This is a genomic window from Corynebacterium sp. LK10, assembly GCF_008042455.1.
In the GTDB taxonomy this organism is placed as follows: domain Bacteria; phylum Actinomycetota; class Actinomycetes; order Mycobacteriales; family Mycobacteriaceae; genus Corynebacterium; species Corynebacterium jeikeium_D.
In genome coordinates this window covers 110870-125658 of record NZ_NOVT01000018.1, presented here as the reverse complement: position 1 = coordinate 125658, position 14789 = coordinate 110870, and the positions used below count along the sequence as shown (strand labels likewise).

The following is a 14789-nucleotide window of genomic DNA, read 5'->3' as shown; positions in this document are numbered from 1 at the left end:
AGCCGTTTTTCGGGCCATTTCTGTCATAAACGCAGTCAGTAACTCGCATCGCCCCACCGCCGCCGACCATAAACGCAGTCACTAGCGCGCGTTGGGGTTAAGAGACAAATTCTGAGTGATGTGGCAGCATGAAAAAGCCCCCGCCATTTCAGCGAGGGCTTAGAGTTTGCGCTGGTGATTAGCGCTTCTGTGCGTCTGCGAGAATCTGGCGACCTGCGACCATGCGGCAAATCTGGTTGGTGCCCTCGTAGATCTGGGTGATCTTGGCGTCACGCATCATGCGCTCAACCGGGAAGTCACGGGTGAAGCCGTAACCGCCGAGCAGCTGCACGGCATCGGTGGTGACCTGCATAGCAACGTCAGAGGCGAAGGTCTTGGCGTTTGCGGCCATCAGACCCAGGCGAGCGCCGCCCTCAGCAGTGCCACGCTCAGCGTTAGCGGCTGCGGTGTAGACCATGAGACGAGCAGCGTCAATCTTCATACGCATGTCAGCCAGCATGAACTGGGTGTTCTGGAAAGCAGCGATCGGCTTGCCGAACTGCTGGCGCTCCTGCACGTAACCAACAGCGTAGTCGTATGCACCCTGCGCGATGCCCAGTGCCTGTGCACCAATAGTCGGGCGGGTGTGGTCCAGGGTCTCCAGGGCAGTCTTGAAACCGGTGCCCTCTTCGCCGATGATGCGGTCAGCCGGGATGCGGCAGTTTTCGAAGTACAGCTCCGCGGTCGGGGAACCCTTGATACCCAGCTTGTGCTCCAGGCCACCGACGCGGAAACCCTCGTCGTCCTTGTGGACCATGAATGCAGAGATGCCGTTGGCACCCTTCTCCGGGTCGGTGACAGCCATGACGGTGTACCAGGTGGAGCGGCCACCGTTAGTGATGAAGCACTTGGAGCCGTTGAGGACCCACTCATCGCCCTCACGGACCGCGCGGGTCTTCATGGAACCGGCATCCGAACCGGCCTCACGCTCAGTCAGTGCGTAGGAAGCCATTTCACCGTTGGCGATGTCCGGCAGGACCTTGCTCTTCAGCTCGTCGGAGCCCTTGAGGATCAAGCCCATGGTGCCCAGCTTGTTCACAGCCGGGATAAGAGAAGCCGAGCCACAGACACGAGCAACTTCCTCAATGACAATGCAGGCCGCAACCGAGTCCGCACCCTGACCACCGAACTGCTCCGGCACGTGGACGGCGTTGAATCCAGCCTCGTTGAGAGCCTTCAGGGCCTCCTCCGGGAAACGCTCGTTCTCATCGACGTCCGCTGCGTACGGAGCAATCTGCTTCTCCGCCAGATCACGGATAACGGCGCGGAGCTCCTGGTGCTCCTCTGGCAGCTGGAACAGGTCGAATCCTGGGGTCAAAGCCATGTGGGTGTTCCTCCCGATTTAATGATTCCGATGTCGTGTTCGATATCGCGCTCTACGCATTTCTACGCAGCACTATCACCGCACGACGTATTTATCTTCGTTCGATACTAGTGGCTAACGCTTCGCTCTACCCGCGAAATTCGTAAAATTCTCGCGTTGCCGCTCGGCGCCCACAGAATAAACTGCGCGAGGAATTCCCGCAGCAGCGATGTCGCCCAGTACCTCAACGGCGTATAGGCGCCGACGACACACCAGGGTTCCAGCCCCCGTTCGCGCATGAGCTTCGCTACCCGTGGCGCATGAAAATCACTGGTCACAACAACCGTTCCAGCGCTCAACGCACCGTCCATGCCGCGCATCAATTCGCACGCATAGTCAATGTTTTCCGACGTATTCGTCGATTGGTCCTCGGGGATCAACTCGATGTCGCCGCGCTTTACGACGTCCCCAGCGTTCGCCTCCAACCACTCCACCATGGCGTCCGCTTCGGAGCAGGTGGCATCTGTCACCGCTTCACTGCCGACCCCACCGGAGCAGATGATTCGCTCGGTACGCTCATCACACGCTGAGACTGCTCGCTGTAATCTTCTGGCCAGCAGGGCCGAGGGCCGATTGTTCTTCAATCCGCATCCCAGTACAACCACGGTGTGTGGCGGCAGAGTTGGTTTTTGGGCTGCACATCGAAGGCGAACGGCCTCGAAAACGATCGCTGCGGCTCCTGGTACTGCGAGGCCGGCGAGCAGGGGCGTCGTCAAGCGATGCGATGCGCGAGCGTAGTAGGCGCGGCAGCTGGCCAGTGTCCACGCGGCACCTACTGTGGGAAGAACCCACCGCGGAGGTCTGCGATTGGGCAGGCGTGGTGGGCGTAGCTCCGAATTAGCGGCGACGCGTAGTCCGCCGACGAGGAGCATGGAACCGAAGCCTGCACCGAGGCACGCGAGTGTTTTTCTCATCAGAGCTTCCACGTTAACTGTTCTGGGACGTTGATGGTCCAGTCGACGAGCTGTTGCGGATTGTGCTTCGCCATATGCTGGGATTCCTGCTCGGCCCACATGTCCCAGTGTTCCTCGAAGTGGTCGTCGCGAGCCATGGCACGGGCAAATCGAGTCTGTGTGTCCAGCTCTACCCAGACTCCCCAGGCGTTGCCGTCGCCGATGGCGCGGGCAGCGGCAAGGTTAGCTTCAGTGACAGCGCCGCAGCCTTCGACGATGAGCGAGGAGTCCGGTGGCGTGGGGACCCACTCGGCGAATTCACTGGCGTACCAGTCCCACCGGCGATACCCGCGCTCATCGGCCGGTAGAGCGGGGTTCAAAATGGTCTCCGCAACTGCGGCCGATGCTTTCTGCAGACCGGACCAGCCCGGATATACATCCTCCAAGTGGATAACTGGCCAACCGAGGATACTGTGCAACTTTGCCGAAAGGGTGGTTTTGCCACTGCCGGAACGGCCGTCGATAAGCAGAATCATCGTGATCGAAACACCTTTGCTACGCTACGCCCAGGAAGCGGAACTCCCCGGCCCACACGGAAATACTGATTGCTGCGACGGCGATGGCAAGGCAGGCGGCCATGGTGGCATAGTCACGCGTGGCCAATGTCGAGGTGTGCCACCACGTACGCTTAATCGGTGCGCCAAAGCCGCGGGCTTCCATGGCCGTAGCCAGTTTGGTTCCGCGGCGCAGCGCAAACACCAGCAGAGCGAACACCTGGGAAATAGTGCGGCGGATTGCGCCGTGGTCACCCAAACCGCGTGCTCGACGGGCTCGGGTCAGCGCCTGCCAATCGCTGATGAATAGGCCGACGAGCCGCAAACTCGCCACCGTTGCCAGCACAAACCGGCTGGGCAGCTTGAGAATCTGCGCCAGCCCATTGCCCAGATCGGTGGGGTCGATATTGGCTGTCAACACGACAACTGGAGTACCGATAGCCAGCACACGCAACATAATCGCGATGGCCAGGGAAATAGAATTATCCGTCACATGCGCAAGCAGGAAGGAGAAATACTCTTTGCCCTCCGGGTTGCCGTAGAGCGCCATCGAGATTCCAGAGATGGGCGCGGCGATAAGAAGTGGCAGGCTGCGTCCTAGAAAACGACGAAAACCCAAACCCGACAGCGGCACCAAGAAAAGCGTGCAGACAAGCGCGACCACTGCGGAGACCCAGTCGATGGAAATCAGCAGCGGTGTGGTGAGCAAGAACAGGCCCAGTACTCTCGCTACCGGGTTGACCGTCGCGAGGAAAGGCTGCTTACTCTGCTCGGCGCTCTGCGTACCTTCAGCCGTACCGGCGGAACCGACTTCAGTCACGATGTCCCTCCTGCTTCACCCTGGCCGCGCGAACCTTTACTGCTGCTCGGACCGGCCTGCTCCCCCGAACCACGCTGTCCCGGTGCCGCACGGCCTGACCGCTCCGGATGAAACGCATCCATGTCGACGACGTAGTCCCCCATCGCTTGGACCACCAACGGATCGTGGGTAATCGAAATAACAGTTCGGCCGTCGTCTGCAAGTTGGCGAAGCAAAGTGAGCAGCTCGGTGAATGTCCGGCGGTCTTGGCCGAAGGTCGGTTCGTCGAGAAGCACAATATCCGGCGCTGTCGCCAGCATGGTCGCCACCGACAGACGTCGCTTCTCACCGCCGGAAAGCGAAAATGGGTTCGCCTTGGTCAGCGCCGTCAACCGGAGCCGCTCGAGCAATTCCTCGATGCGCTGATCGGCGTTAACACCGACGAGCTTGGGGCCGAGCTGCAACTCTTCCAGCACGGTGCCGGTGACAAATTGGTGTTCAGGATCCTGGAACACCGTGCCGATACGAGTAGCCAACTTCTTCGACGGCCACTTCCACGGCGCGCTACCGCTGCCTGCCACTTGGACCGTCCCCGCCATCGGCTCAAGCAGACCGCCGAGCGTCAGCGCTAACGTGGACTTGCCGCTGCCATTGTGACCAACAATGCAGGTGGAAGCTTGAGATGGGATTGAAATTGATACACCGCGAGCAATCGGTTCAACAGTTTCGCCACCGCTGAACCAAGACTTCTTCGCGCCATAGCCGATGGCCAACTCGCGGGTTTCAATCGCGATGTCACCGCTAGGGTGCCCGTCCTGGTCGCAGGCAACGGAACGCGCGTCCGGCAGCGCGGGCGGTGCATCCGGAATCCACACCCCAGCATCCGTCAGAGCCTGCCCGTGGTCTTCCAAGACTCGATGAGGCGCACCATCGGCAATCACACCTTCGCGGCCCAGCACGATGATGCGGTCGACCACATCGACCCACGCATCCACCCGATGCTCGACCACGATCAGCGCCGCACCGGTTCTCTCCGCCGCGGTAATCGCCGCATCGCGTAGTACCGGCACACCGGCCGGATCGATGTTGGCCGTCGGCTCGTCCAAGCAAATGACCCGTGCGCCCATCGCCAGCACACCCGCCAATGCGAGGCGCTGTTTCTGTCCCCCGGAAAGCCGGTGCGTGGGATGGTCCAGCGGCAAATCCAGTCCCACCACATCCAGGCTGGCGCGTACTCGGTTGCCGATCTCAGCCGGGGCAACGCCAAGGTTTTCCGCACCAAAGGCAACATCGTCGCCAACGCGGGCACTAATCGTCTGCGAGTCAGGGTCTTGCAGCACTAAGCCCACCGCGCCCCTTGCGGAAGCGGGAGTACAACCTTCAATCAGGAGCTCTCCGGTGGCTTCGCCATCGGAGTCGTCGCCAAGCACGCCAGCAATAGCGGCAAGCAGCGTCGACTTCCCCACCCCCGACGCGCCGAGCAACAGCACCTTTTCACCACGCTCGACGTCCAGCGTGATGTCATTCAGTACCGCAGCTTTGCGCCCCGCGTGCCGATATCCGAACCCCCGCGCGCTCACCGCAGGGACATTTCCGCTTGACGACGGCCCCCGCGTCAACTCCTCATCTGTCATCGATTTTTCCTAGACGTCGCCGTGCCGCTCTCGCCCGATGGCAAACCGATCCAGCGCTCCAGTTGCCGCCAGTGCCTTAGCCAGGAAGTAAGCCAGCAGACCGGCGAGGACGGCACCAGACAGCGCCGTGGAGATCAGGTAGATGACGTTGAATTCGAAAGTCTTGGCCAGGTTGCCGGTGAAAAGTTCAAAGGTCCACGCGCCGACACCTGCCATGAGACCGGAGATAACCACGGTGGCCAGGTTGTAGCTCTTGTACGCCAGAACAAAGAACACCAGCTCCGCGCCGAGCCCCTGCGCCAAACCTGAGTACAGGGTGGAGATACCCCACTGGTTACCGATTAGTGCTGAAACTGTCGCTGCGATTACCTCGACGAAGATAGCGGCACCCGGCTTGCGAATGATGTACGCGCCGAGCGGCCCACCGAGGAACCACATACCCGCGACCAAACCGCCAAGGCCAGGAGTAAGCGCGTTGACTGCTTCATAGCCCGCACCGCCGATGATGTTCCAGATAACAAAGATCAGGCCAACGGCCACGCCGATAACAGCTGCAATGATGATGTCAATATTGCGCCACGAGAAGTTAGCGCGTGTTGCACTCGCCGATTGCGTCATCTCACTTGCTCCCATTTTTCTTTAACTCGAGCGATATTGCTCAAAAGATTTTGATGTATTCATTAGCGGCATATGGGGCCTGTGCCGACACGCCCTAAGCACTAACTTTTGCCTACCCTACCGCGCCCAGCAGATGGCCTAGATAACATAAGGAACCATGACTAAAGCCGAGCGGTCATCTACTGGAGATACCCCAACTGCCCAAACCCCTCATCCGCCGACAGTCGGCGATGAGGGGACAGCCGCGGATTCCGCAGTGAAAACTGTCGAGTTCCGTGGTGCTGACAACACCGCTGAGCAGGAAAGTTCTCGCCCATACTACATGCCCACATTGACGTGGGGCGAGAGACTTGACCTGTCTGCGAAGCAGTGGTGGCCACTCATCGGAGTTGTTATTGCGATACAGCTTGTCGCTCGCATTCTGGTTCTGACTAGCCATGGTTTTTACTGGGATGACTTCATCATCGTTGGCCACCTTTACGACACCCCGCTGCTGAGCAAGGACTACCTGCTTCAGGACCACGACGGGCACCTTGCACCACTGGCCTTCCTGGTGCAAGGCCTCTATCACCTCATTGCGCCGTGGAACTGGTGGCTGCCGGCTATCACCATGGCCGTGATGTCGGTAGCGCTGACATACGCCACCACTAAGCTCTTTGAGCTTCTCACTGGCCGCACGCTGGTGTCGCTCTTCCTCATCACGGTCGTCGCCTGGACTCCGCTGATGCTTCCGGGAGACACCTGGTGGTCGGCTGCGGCCAATTCCCAGCCGTTCCACCTGGCATTCGTGGTTTTCATGATTGTCGCTATTCGCACCACTATGCGTCGTTCTTTCGGCCCCCGCCCGTGGGAAGCCGCTGGTCTGTTTGTACTGCTGGCAGTGGCGCTGGGATTCTTTGAGAAGTCCCTGGCTATCGCGCCGATTTCGATGCTGGTTGTCATCACTTTGGCTTACATGGAGCGCAGCAATATCCTGCAGGTTCTCCGTCGCGGCCTAGTCATCTGGATCCCATCGATGCTGCTGACCGGCGCCTGGGCACTGTGGTACTACTTCGGCCCCGCCGAAACTACCGGCTTCATTTCTGACAAGCTACAGCCCGAACTGTTCTTCAACGGCCTCGGCCAGATTTTTGCCGGCATCATCGGCGGGCCAACAAGCTGGGAACGTTGGGCTCCGGGACAGCCGTTTGCCTCCGCTTCGTCTCAGCTGATTACTCTCGGCGGCATTATTCTGTTGATTCTGTCTGCCACCCTCATTGGCCGCGACTACCGTGGCTGGGCTCCGTGGACGCTATCGGTGGCGTACATGTTCACCACCTTGTTCGCCATCACCCTGTTCCGCTCGGGAGAGAACACCTCTGGCGTGCTGGCGCACACTCTGCACTACTACTCTGATGTCGCGCTCGTGATCGCTATCTGTGTCGCGGTCTCCCTGGCGGGACTCCCGCCAAAGGACGAGGCGCCGGCTCTGCTACCGACTCGTACGCACATTCTGATTTGGTCGCTGGGTGTCGCACTGGCTGTCACCTCCTCGATTTCCGTGGTTACTTACCGCAATGCCTGGTCTGATGACATCGCAATGGAGTGGATTGGCAACACCAAGGCGTCGCTGTCCGCGCTGCGCGAGGAGGCCGACGCCGCTGGCCCCGACAAGGCAATCGACTACAACCTCATTGACCAGCCCGTCCCCTTCGAGATTCTCGTGCCCGTCGCCGCTCCGATGAACATGTACTCGCGGGTCTTTGATGCAGTCTCCGATCGCCCTCCGTTTGAGCGCGTCACCGGTCACCCGCGCATGTTCAATACCGACGGTTCGCTTATCGACGCCAAGGTCTCCGAGATCACCCGGGTCACCGATGGCCCTGTCGAGCAGTGTGGCCATCGCATCACAGTTGGTGAGGACGGCACTGCGTCGGAGGACATCAAGCTTGAGAACATCATCAAGCTCGGCGACTGGGTGCTCGAGTTCCCGGCCACCGCCTCTGAGGACATGGATGTGCGCCTGTCGCTACCCAATCCTTTCGAGACTGAAGAGCAAACCCGCGCTGGTTCCACGGTCGTGAAGATGAACAACGATCTGCGGCCGCGCTATGCGTACCTCAACGGTGGCGGAAATACTCTCCGTGTCGATGTGGAAAAAGCGACTCCGGGGGCAACGCTATGCATCGGCGCGGGGGCGATTGGCCCCTTGGTTCCCGCAAGCCGTTAAGAATCCTCTAAGATATTGCTTTAAGATAATGTGAGAAAAGTTCATTAGCCCTTGTAGCTATTGTTTTTCCGACAGAGGAGCCACATCCATGCGTAACCGCATCGCCGGCGCTATCGCCGCATCCGCCATTGCCGCAGCAGCCCTGGTCGCTTGCTCTCCCCCGAACGAGGTTGACTCGGACGTAAAGGTCGGCGACCAGGCCAACCCGTCGGAGACCTTCGAGCAGAAGGCCACCACCCCGGCACCCTCCGACGAGATGACTCCTGCTGAGACCGCAGGGATGTAACTGCAGATTCACTAATTGAAACTGCGAAAACCGGGGTAGTTAGCAAACAGAAACGCAGTCACTACTCCTTGTGCCCACTCATCGATGGGGCACGAAAGAATTACCGCCCGGCCATGGTGTCCGGGCGGTTTTGGTTCTCTGGGGGCAGCCTAGAGCCACGATGAGAGCTTAGGAAAACTCAAATTCCACGTGGTCACCATCACGGATTACCGCACTCGTTGCGCCATTTTCCAGGTTCAGCTCGACAATGAGCGAGGGCATCTCGCCGGAAGCTCCAGCCTCACCCGAGGCCCCGGCAGCATCGTCCACGAGCGCCGCATCGGTCGCGATCACGCGGTAGCGAAGGAAACCATTGCGCAATTCATCAGTCTCCACGCGAGCGGAGTGCAGCCATGGGAAGCGGCGGCGCAACGCAACGAGCTGCTGATAGGAGCGGTAGAGAGCCTCGCCGAGCGTAGAGAGTTCCTCCGGGCTATCCGGGAACACTGGACGGACCTGGTCGTCACCGCCGATGCGTTCCTCTTTGAGACCGGTATAGCCCTGTTCGTCACCGTAGTAGACCAGTGGCACACCGGCCACGGTAAACAGCACCGCTGCCGCCAGCACGGCCTTGTCGGCCCCTACCTGTGTCGCAATGCGTGAAACATCGTGGTTTCCCACAAACGTCACCGGCACAAAAGACTCCGCGAAGGTGTTATGGCGCTTCAGAGTCCAGTCCAACTCGAAGAAGTTTTCCTCCTTCAGCGCCGACCAGGTCGCTTTCCACAGCTCGTATTCCGTCACCGAGTCCATGCCGGACACCGACACAATCTCCGCATAGTCGCCGTGGATGACCTCCCCGTAGATAAAAGCATGCGGGTGCTCAGCACGCACTCGCGGCAAAACCTTGTGCCAGAACTGTGGATCCACTGCGTAGGCCGCATCCAGGCGCCAGCCATCAATCCCCCGCGCCAGCCAGTAATTCATGACGTTCACGACAAAATCAACAGTCGCGTCACTGGTGTGATCGAATTCGACCAAACTCTCATGTCCCTCAAACACCGGCGCGGTCATGTCGCCATCTGAGTGCGTAAACGCAAAGAGCTGCGCTTCTTCAGAGTCAGGGTTTTCCTTCGCGGTCTTCAGCGCGGGCGCCTCTGCCCCGATGTGGTTGAAGACACCGTCGAAAAGCACTTTGATGCCGCGCTCATGGGCAGCTTCGATGACGGCCTTCATGTCCTCTTCGGTGCCCAGGCGCGAGTCGATGCGGTAGTAGTCCTCGGTATCGTAGCCGTGGCTAGTCGACTCGAATACTGGCGCCAGCTGCAGGACGTTGAGCCCGAGCTCCTGGACGTACGGAAGCCAGTCAATCAGTTTGCGAATTCGATTGACCGGCGCGGCGCCTCGATCCTTCTCACGGATGGGCGCTCCCACAAACCCCAGTGGATAGACGTGCCATCCAATCGCCCACTTCGTCCACTCAGGTGCGGCGCCAGCGAGCGTCTTATCAGGGGCGTTGGGGGTAGTGGACATTGTCCTATGCATCCTCTCTAGGTGCCTGAGGCTGATTGGAATTATCTGGTGCCGTCGCAGCCTCAGGGGTCGGTGAGGTCTCCCCCGCCGATTCGCTTGACGACGCCCGCGCCTGGCCCGCATGCGACTTCGGCGTGCCAAGGCCTGCATTCCGCGGCCGTGGAGGCACGGAACCTGCTGCGGGCATGGTCGGAGATGCGACAGGGCGCTCCGGCGGTTGGCTCTTCGACGGGTTCAGTGCATCCAGCGCGATTTGAATTTCCGTGCGCATGCCGCTGACCATGGCTCTCTCCACAATTTTAAACTTGGAGTTGTGAAGAAAGAAGGGATTACCCGCTTCCGGGCCACCGGTGCCGAGGAACATGTAACAACCCGGCGCTTCACGGGAAAAATACGAGAAATCATCCGAAGGAGCCCACGGATCGGCAGCGAACACCTTGGACTTGCCAACCGCCTTCGTCGCCGCATGCCACGCACGATTGACCGCAATGTCGGCGTTGACCACCATCGGGTACGGAATCTGCCAGTCGAAAGTCGCCTGTGCACCGTGAGCCTGGCAGACGCCGTTGACGACGGCCTCGATACGCTGGCAGACAATCTCCCAGTCGGCCTCATCCACCGAGCGGATGGACACTTCCAGGTTGGCCGTATCCGGAATCACGTTGCCGGCCTCACCTGAATGCAGTGAGCCGACATTGACAATGTTCATGTGCTTCGGATCCACATCGCGGGAGACAATCGTGTTCAGCATGAGAGTCGCCTCGCTGGCGATGAGCACCGGGTCAATCGACAGCTGCGGGTTCGAGGAGTGTCCGCCACGGCCACGAATCGCGATGGAGACGATGCCCGACATAGTTGTCACTCGCCCAGCGCAAATCCCCACATGCCCCACCGGATGCGGCGCGACGTGGAAGGCATAGACCTCATCTAAGTCATCGGCGGCGCCCTTGTCGACCAGCTCACGAGCACCGCCCGGCAGCATTTCTTCGGCGTGCTGGAAGATGCACAGCACCTTGCCGTGCAGTTGATCGCGCATTCCAGAGAGCACCTTCGCCGTGCCCAGCAGCATCGCCGTGTGAACATCATGCCCACAGGCGTGCATCACACCTGGCGTGCGCGAGGCGTACGGCAGTCCCGTTTCCTCCTGAATCGGCAGGGCGTCAATATCCGCGCGGTAGCCAATCACACGGCCAGTGCTGGGGTCGCCCGCTGTTCCCTCGATGACGCCAATTACGGACGTCGGGGTCAACCGGTACGTCGGGATGTCCCACTGATTGAGCAAATCCTCAATCATGTCCGAGGTCCTGTACTCCCGGAAGCTCAGCTCCGGATTCTGGTGCAGTTGGCGACGCCATGCCACCGCCTCTTCGATAGGTACTTCAAGGCGGTGCGACGGCAGGGTGTCGTTAGCATCAGTCATGGTTCATAGCATGACAGAAAATAGGCTCCACGACGAGCAGCTACGGAAATTCCCTCACCCATTTTCGCTTCACGACGGCCACAGCGCCCCAACATCTCCACTGCTAGAGACGACTTCAGCGCTGCCAGCGAGCTGCTAGTGTCCGGCACCCCAGAAATCCACGGTGAGTTCGGCCAACCACCATGGATCAATCGTGCCGCACATCTCACGCGCCGAGTGCATGGAGACCATCGCAGCTCCGATATCGATGGTGTCGATACCCAGTCGCGTTGCAGTGATCGGGCCGATAGTGGAGCCGCATGGCTTGTGGTTCGCAGATACAAAATACTGCACCGGCACTTCCTGGCCAATGCGCTTGGAGGTTTCCGCTGCGATTCGGACAACCTCGGCCTGACCAACCGCCGTGGTGGCGTAGCGCTGGTTGGCATTGATCTTTACCACTGGGCCAGCATTGAGCTCCGGCTGGTGCCCCGGCTCGTGTTCGCCTGCATAGTTCGGGTGCACACCGTGTGCGCCGTCGGCCGAGAGACAGATGGAACCGCGGTAGAGCTGCTGGGTGCGTTCCAGGTCAGCGCCTGTAGCCGCTGCGATGCGGGACAGAACGTCGGCAAGCAGTGGACCTGCAGCGCCCGTAGTGGAGGCGGACCCGACTTCCTCGTGGTCGAAAGCGACCATGACGGGGATGGTGGTTGACGTGCTCCAGTTTTGGCGGAGCAAGGTCTCGAAGGCAACCAGGGAGGAGTGGACGCTGAGCAGGTTGTCGAGTCGACCTGAAGCCAGGAACTCATCGTGAGCACCGAAGGTGCGCGGCTGCTGGGTGTCGAAGGAAATGAGGTCCCAGGCGACGATGTCGTCGATAGACAGGCCCGCAGCATTGGCGATGACCTGGTACACATCGGTGCCGAAAGTATCCAGTCCGATGATTGGTGCAGTGTGATTCTGCTTGTGGAGCTTCAACCCCTCTTCGTTAACCGCACGATTGAGGTGGATAGCCAACTGCGGAATACGCGCAACCGGGCCAGTGCGAGCAAGGTGCTCATTGCCGCTTTTATCAATTACCCGACCGGCGAACTCAATTTCGCGGTCGGTCCAGCTTCCCAACAACGCGCCGCCGTAGACTTCAACGGCGACCTGCGTATAGCCTGCGGCGGAGGTGCGCGCGTTGGGCTTCACACGAAAACCGGGCGAATCCGTGTGGGAACCCACAATACGGAAACCGGTGAAATCGGCAGCCGGCGTCTCCGGGACGATCCAAGCAACGGCAGCGCCATCGCGACGCAGGACGTAGGCACCGGGTTTACTTGGCCACTGTTCGTGCTCATCGATGACCGTGGCACCGGCTGCACTCAGACGGTCAACGACCTGTTGTGCCGCATGAAATGAGCTTGGCGACGCAGCCACAAAATCAATTAAATCCTCAACGTGACTGAGCGCTGCCGCCGGAACTCTGCGCGATGCCGCTTCCGAGGTATCCGCCGAATCCGGGGACTCAGGGGTGGGTGCCGAAGAAATAGCCATAACCAAACTCCTACTTCACATTTGATTCCGGATTTCATTGTATTGGAGCCCACAACTGACCGTGACCGAGCATTGAGCCGGTCCACAGTGTGATGCAGCTTTCATGTTGGGAACGGTATCCACTTAGTCACTTTTGCCCGTTTTAACTCGATATCGGGCATATTCAGACATATAGTGGCAACCGCATCAAAGAAAACCATTTGAATACAGAACCTCTCAAACCGGAGTCCCGACCGGATTCCGACCACAGAAAGGGTTTATACCGTGAGCCTTGAAAACCTGTTCCCCCGCTCTTTCACTACCAAGCGCGCCTTTTTCTCTCAGCCGCTGCGCGAGGCTCTTACCCGCGACACCAGCAGTGACGCTAACGCAGTCCACTTCGGCCACCAGGTTAAGAGCGCCCGAAACGAGATCTACAGCGACATGTCCGCCCGTGACATCGTCTCTATGCTGAGCCGCTAAATCTAGCGCTTCCTCAAGTCGAATAAGACCATTGGCTCTGGCTGAGGAAATTTCAACGTCTCCGCGGCAGCTAATTCACTGCCAAAACCAGCTCCAACCTCGCCTGCATCACCATCGCCGTACCGATGTACCGCAAATGCGTGGCAGCCACCAACAACTAGCATCAATGCCAGCGTCAAGAGCATCGCAGTAATCCCCGAGTACACAAATCCGCCGGTATACGGCGTAGCAGCAATCGGGTTTGTCACAGGAAACGTCAGCAGGACCACTAGCAACGCAATACCGATATACGGCCACTGTCTGGTCAATCGGGTCCGCGCCATGGCGGCCAAACCGAACACAGACGTGACCAGCATCAACATGTAGTGGGTCCAAAGAATCGATGAGAATGTAGCTGCAATAAGCCACGCGCCCGTGATCAGAAATTCAAACCGGTAGACCGGGTTCAACCACGCAACTGCCGTGACCATCAACACCACGCCAAGCGCAATACACAGCGGAATCGTTTTCACGTGACTCGGGTAATCACGAACCACTGTTACTAATAAATCAGGTTTGCCCAGGTCTGTGGCTAAAGTCGACGCCAACGACTGATTCGCACCGCCGACCAAGACCGATGAACCAATGTCGCCGATTCGATCAATCCAATCCGAAATTACCGACATATCAACGCGGATAAACATCCAGACCGCCAGTACCGCCGTGGTGGCCAGCGACCAGAGGGCTGCGCGCCGTCGATAAGCGAAAAAGAGCATCACAGCGATGAGCGCATACGGAGTCAATTTAATGGATGCGACGATGCCGAGCACGATGCCCGCGAGCCAAGGACGAGTGCGCGAGGCAGCAAGACCATAGGCGACACCCGCGACGATCAGCGGTGTCGTCTGACCGATCCAGAACGAATTAATAGTGGTCGGCAGAGCGAATACGCATGCGGTAACCAGCGCTGCGATACCCCAGGGCATGGTGGACCGAAACCACAGGTGGTAGGAAGCTACGACGAGGACCACGACGGCCATTCCGGAGAGAAACAGCAACCAAGCAACCGAGGTTTCAAAGCTCATGACGTGGGATATCACTCCCAGAGCCTTTGCGAACAAAGGGTTTTGCACAAAGGGATGCGTAAATGGCGCAGACACTTCCTGCGCCAGGCGTGGCCAGACCTCTCCACTCATGGCAGTGAAATCGATTGGATCGGCGTCATAAAGATGGGACTCAAGTCCCCTGTCCATAAGTAGCCCGCCTACCCAGAGCGAAGCCCAATCGTCCGGCTGAGTACGACCATTCCAGGCCAACAGCGAGGCAAGACCACCGAGCTGCGAGACCAGAATAAGAGGCCAGCTCATCACAGGCGATTGCGCCAGCGCGGGGGTCTGACTGGGTTTGCGAGCCCGCATTTTTCGCGAGACCTGTGACCGAGACTTCGCAGCAGCACGTTGCGACTCCGCAGCCTGTGACGATGCGCCATCCTGTGACACAGGT

13 protein-coding genes are annotated in these 14789 nt (G+C 59.3%); 3 read left to right on the top strand and 10 right to left on the bottom strand.

The annotated features are described in order from the left end of the window. Window positions 1-178: 178 nt before the first annotated feature. The 6 genes from CHU70_RS07875 to CHU70_RS07850 all read right to left on the bottom strand — a co-directional run bounded on the left by CHU70_RS07875 (window position 179) and on the right by CHU70_RS07850 (window position 5900). Window positions 179-1363: an acyl-CoA dehydrogenase family protein gene (locus CHU70_RS07875; protein ID WP_016422383.1), complete on the bottom strand. Its 1185-nt coding sequence runs from the start codon at window positions 1361-1363 to the stop codon at window positions 179-181. 107 nt (window positions 1364-1470) lie between these two features. After that, window positions 1471-2316, bottom strand: a complete 846-nt coding sequence (locus CHU70_RS07870) for a YdcF family protein (RefSeq protein ID WP_069359577.1) — start codon at window positions 2314-2316, stop codon at window positions 1471-1473. Next, window positions 2316-2831, bottom strand: a complete 516-nt coding sequence (locus tag CHU70_RS07865) for a hypothetical protein (protein ID WP_070566832.1) — start codon at window positions 2829-2831, stop codon at window positions 2316-2318. The genes CHU70_RS07870 and CHU70_RS07865 overlap by 1 nt, the downstream gene beginning before the upstream one ends. A 19-nt stretch (window positions 2832-2850) precedes the next feature. After that, the gene (locus tag CHU70_RS07860; RefSeq protein ID WP_070566834.1) at window positions 2851-3669 is read right to left on the bottom strand and encodes an energy-coupling factor transporter transmembrane protein EcfT; all 819 of its coding nucleotides are present in this window, start codon (window positions 3667-3669) and stop codon (window positions 2851-2853) included. Next, window positions 3666-5282, bottom strand: coding sequence for an ABC transporter ATP-binding protein (locus CHU70_RS07855; protein WP_070546454.1), 1617 nt, complete (start codon window positions 5280-5282; stop codon window positions 3666-3668). Before CHU70_RS07855 ends, CHU70_RS07860 begins: the two co-directional genes overlap by 4 nt. Before the next feature lie 9 nt (window positions 5283-5291). Continuing rightward, window positions 5292-5900: an ECF transporter S component gene (locus tag CHU70_RS07850; RefSeq protein WP_147719111.1), complete on the bottom strand. Its 609-nt coding sequence runs from the start codon at window positions 5898-5900 to the stop codon at window positions 5292-5294. A 157-nt stretch (window positions 5901-6057) separates the two neighbouring features. Here CHU70_RS07850 and CHU70_RS07845 point away from each other — a divergent pair, with 157 nt between their 5' ends. Together CHU70_RS07845 and CHU70_RS07840 are read left to right on the top strand one after the other, a co-directional pair. Next, window positions 6058-8109, top strand: coding sequence for a hypothetical protein (locus CHU70_RS07845; protein ID WP_070546452.1), 2052 nt, complete (start codon window positions 6058-6060; stop codon window positions 8107-8109). 88 nt (window positions 8110-8197) lie between these two features. After that, window positions 8198-8395: a hypothetical protein gene (locus CHU70_RS07840; RefSeq protein WP_147719112.1), complete on the top strand. Its 198-nt coding sequence runs from the start codon at window positions 8198-8200 to the stop codon at window positions 8393-8395. A gap of 168 nt (window positions 8396-8563) precedes the next feature. Here the strand turns inward: CHU70_RS07840 and CHU70_RS07835 are convergent, their stop codons facing one another. The 3 genes from CHU70_RS07835 to CHU70_RS07825 all read right to left on the bottom strand — a co-directional run bounded on the left by CHU70_RS07835 (window position 8564) and on the right by CHU70_RS07825 (window position 12845). Continuing rightward, window positions 8564-9907, bottom strand: a complete 1344-nt coding sequence (locus CHU70_RS07835) for an alpha-amylase family protein (RefSeq protein WP_070546451.1) — start codon at window positions 9905-9907, stop codon at window positions 8564-8566. A 4-nt stretch (window positions 9908-9911) separates the two neighbouring features. After that, window positions 9912-11327: a M20 family metallopeptidase gene (locus CHU70_RS07830; protein WP_049193643.1), complete on the bottom strand. Its 1416-nt coding sequence runs from the start codon at window positions 11325-11327 to the stop codon at window positions 9912-9914. A 135-nt stretch (window positions 11328-11462) separates the two neighbouring features. Then, on the bottom strand, window positions 11463-12845 hold the full coding sequence (locus CHU70_RS07825; protein ID WP_048732931.1) for a M18 family aminopeptidase: 1383 nt from the start codon (window positions 12843-12845) through the stop codon (window positions 11463-11465). Between the two features lie 264 nt (window positions 12846-13109). Here CHU70_RS07825 and CHU70_RS07820 point away from each other — a divergent pair, with 264 nt between their 5' ends. After that, on the top strand, window positions 13110-13307 hold the full coding sequence (locus tag CHU70_RS07820; protein ID WP_048732933.1) for a hypothetical protein: 198 nt from the start codon (window positions 13110-13112) through the stop codon (window positions 13305-13307). A gap of 2 nt (window positions 13308-13309) precedes the next feature. On the opposite strand, the gene CHU70_RS07815 is transcribed toward CHU70_RS07820, so the two are convergent. Beyond that, the gene (locus CHU70_RS07815; protein ID WP_242451377.1) at window positions 13310-14785 is read right to left on the bottom strand and encodes a glycosyltransferase family 87 protein; all 1476 of its coding nucleotides are present in this window, start codon (window positions 14783-14785) and stop codon (window positions 13310-13312) included. Window positions 14786-14789 lie beyond the last annotated feature (4 nt).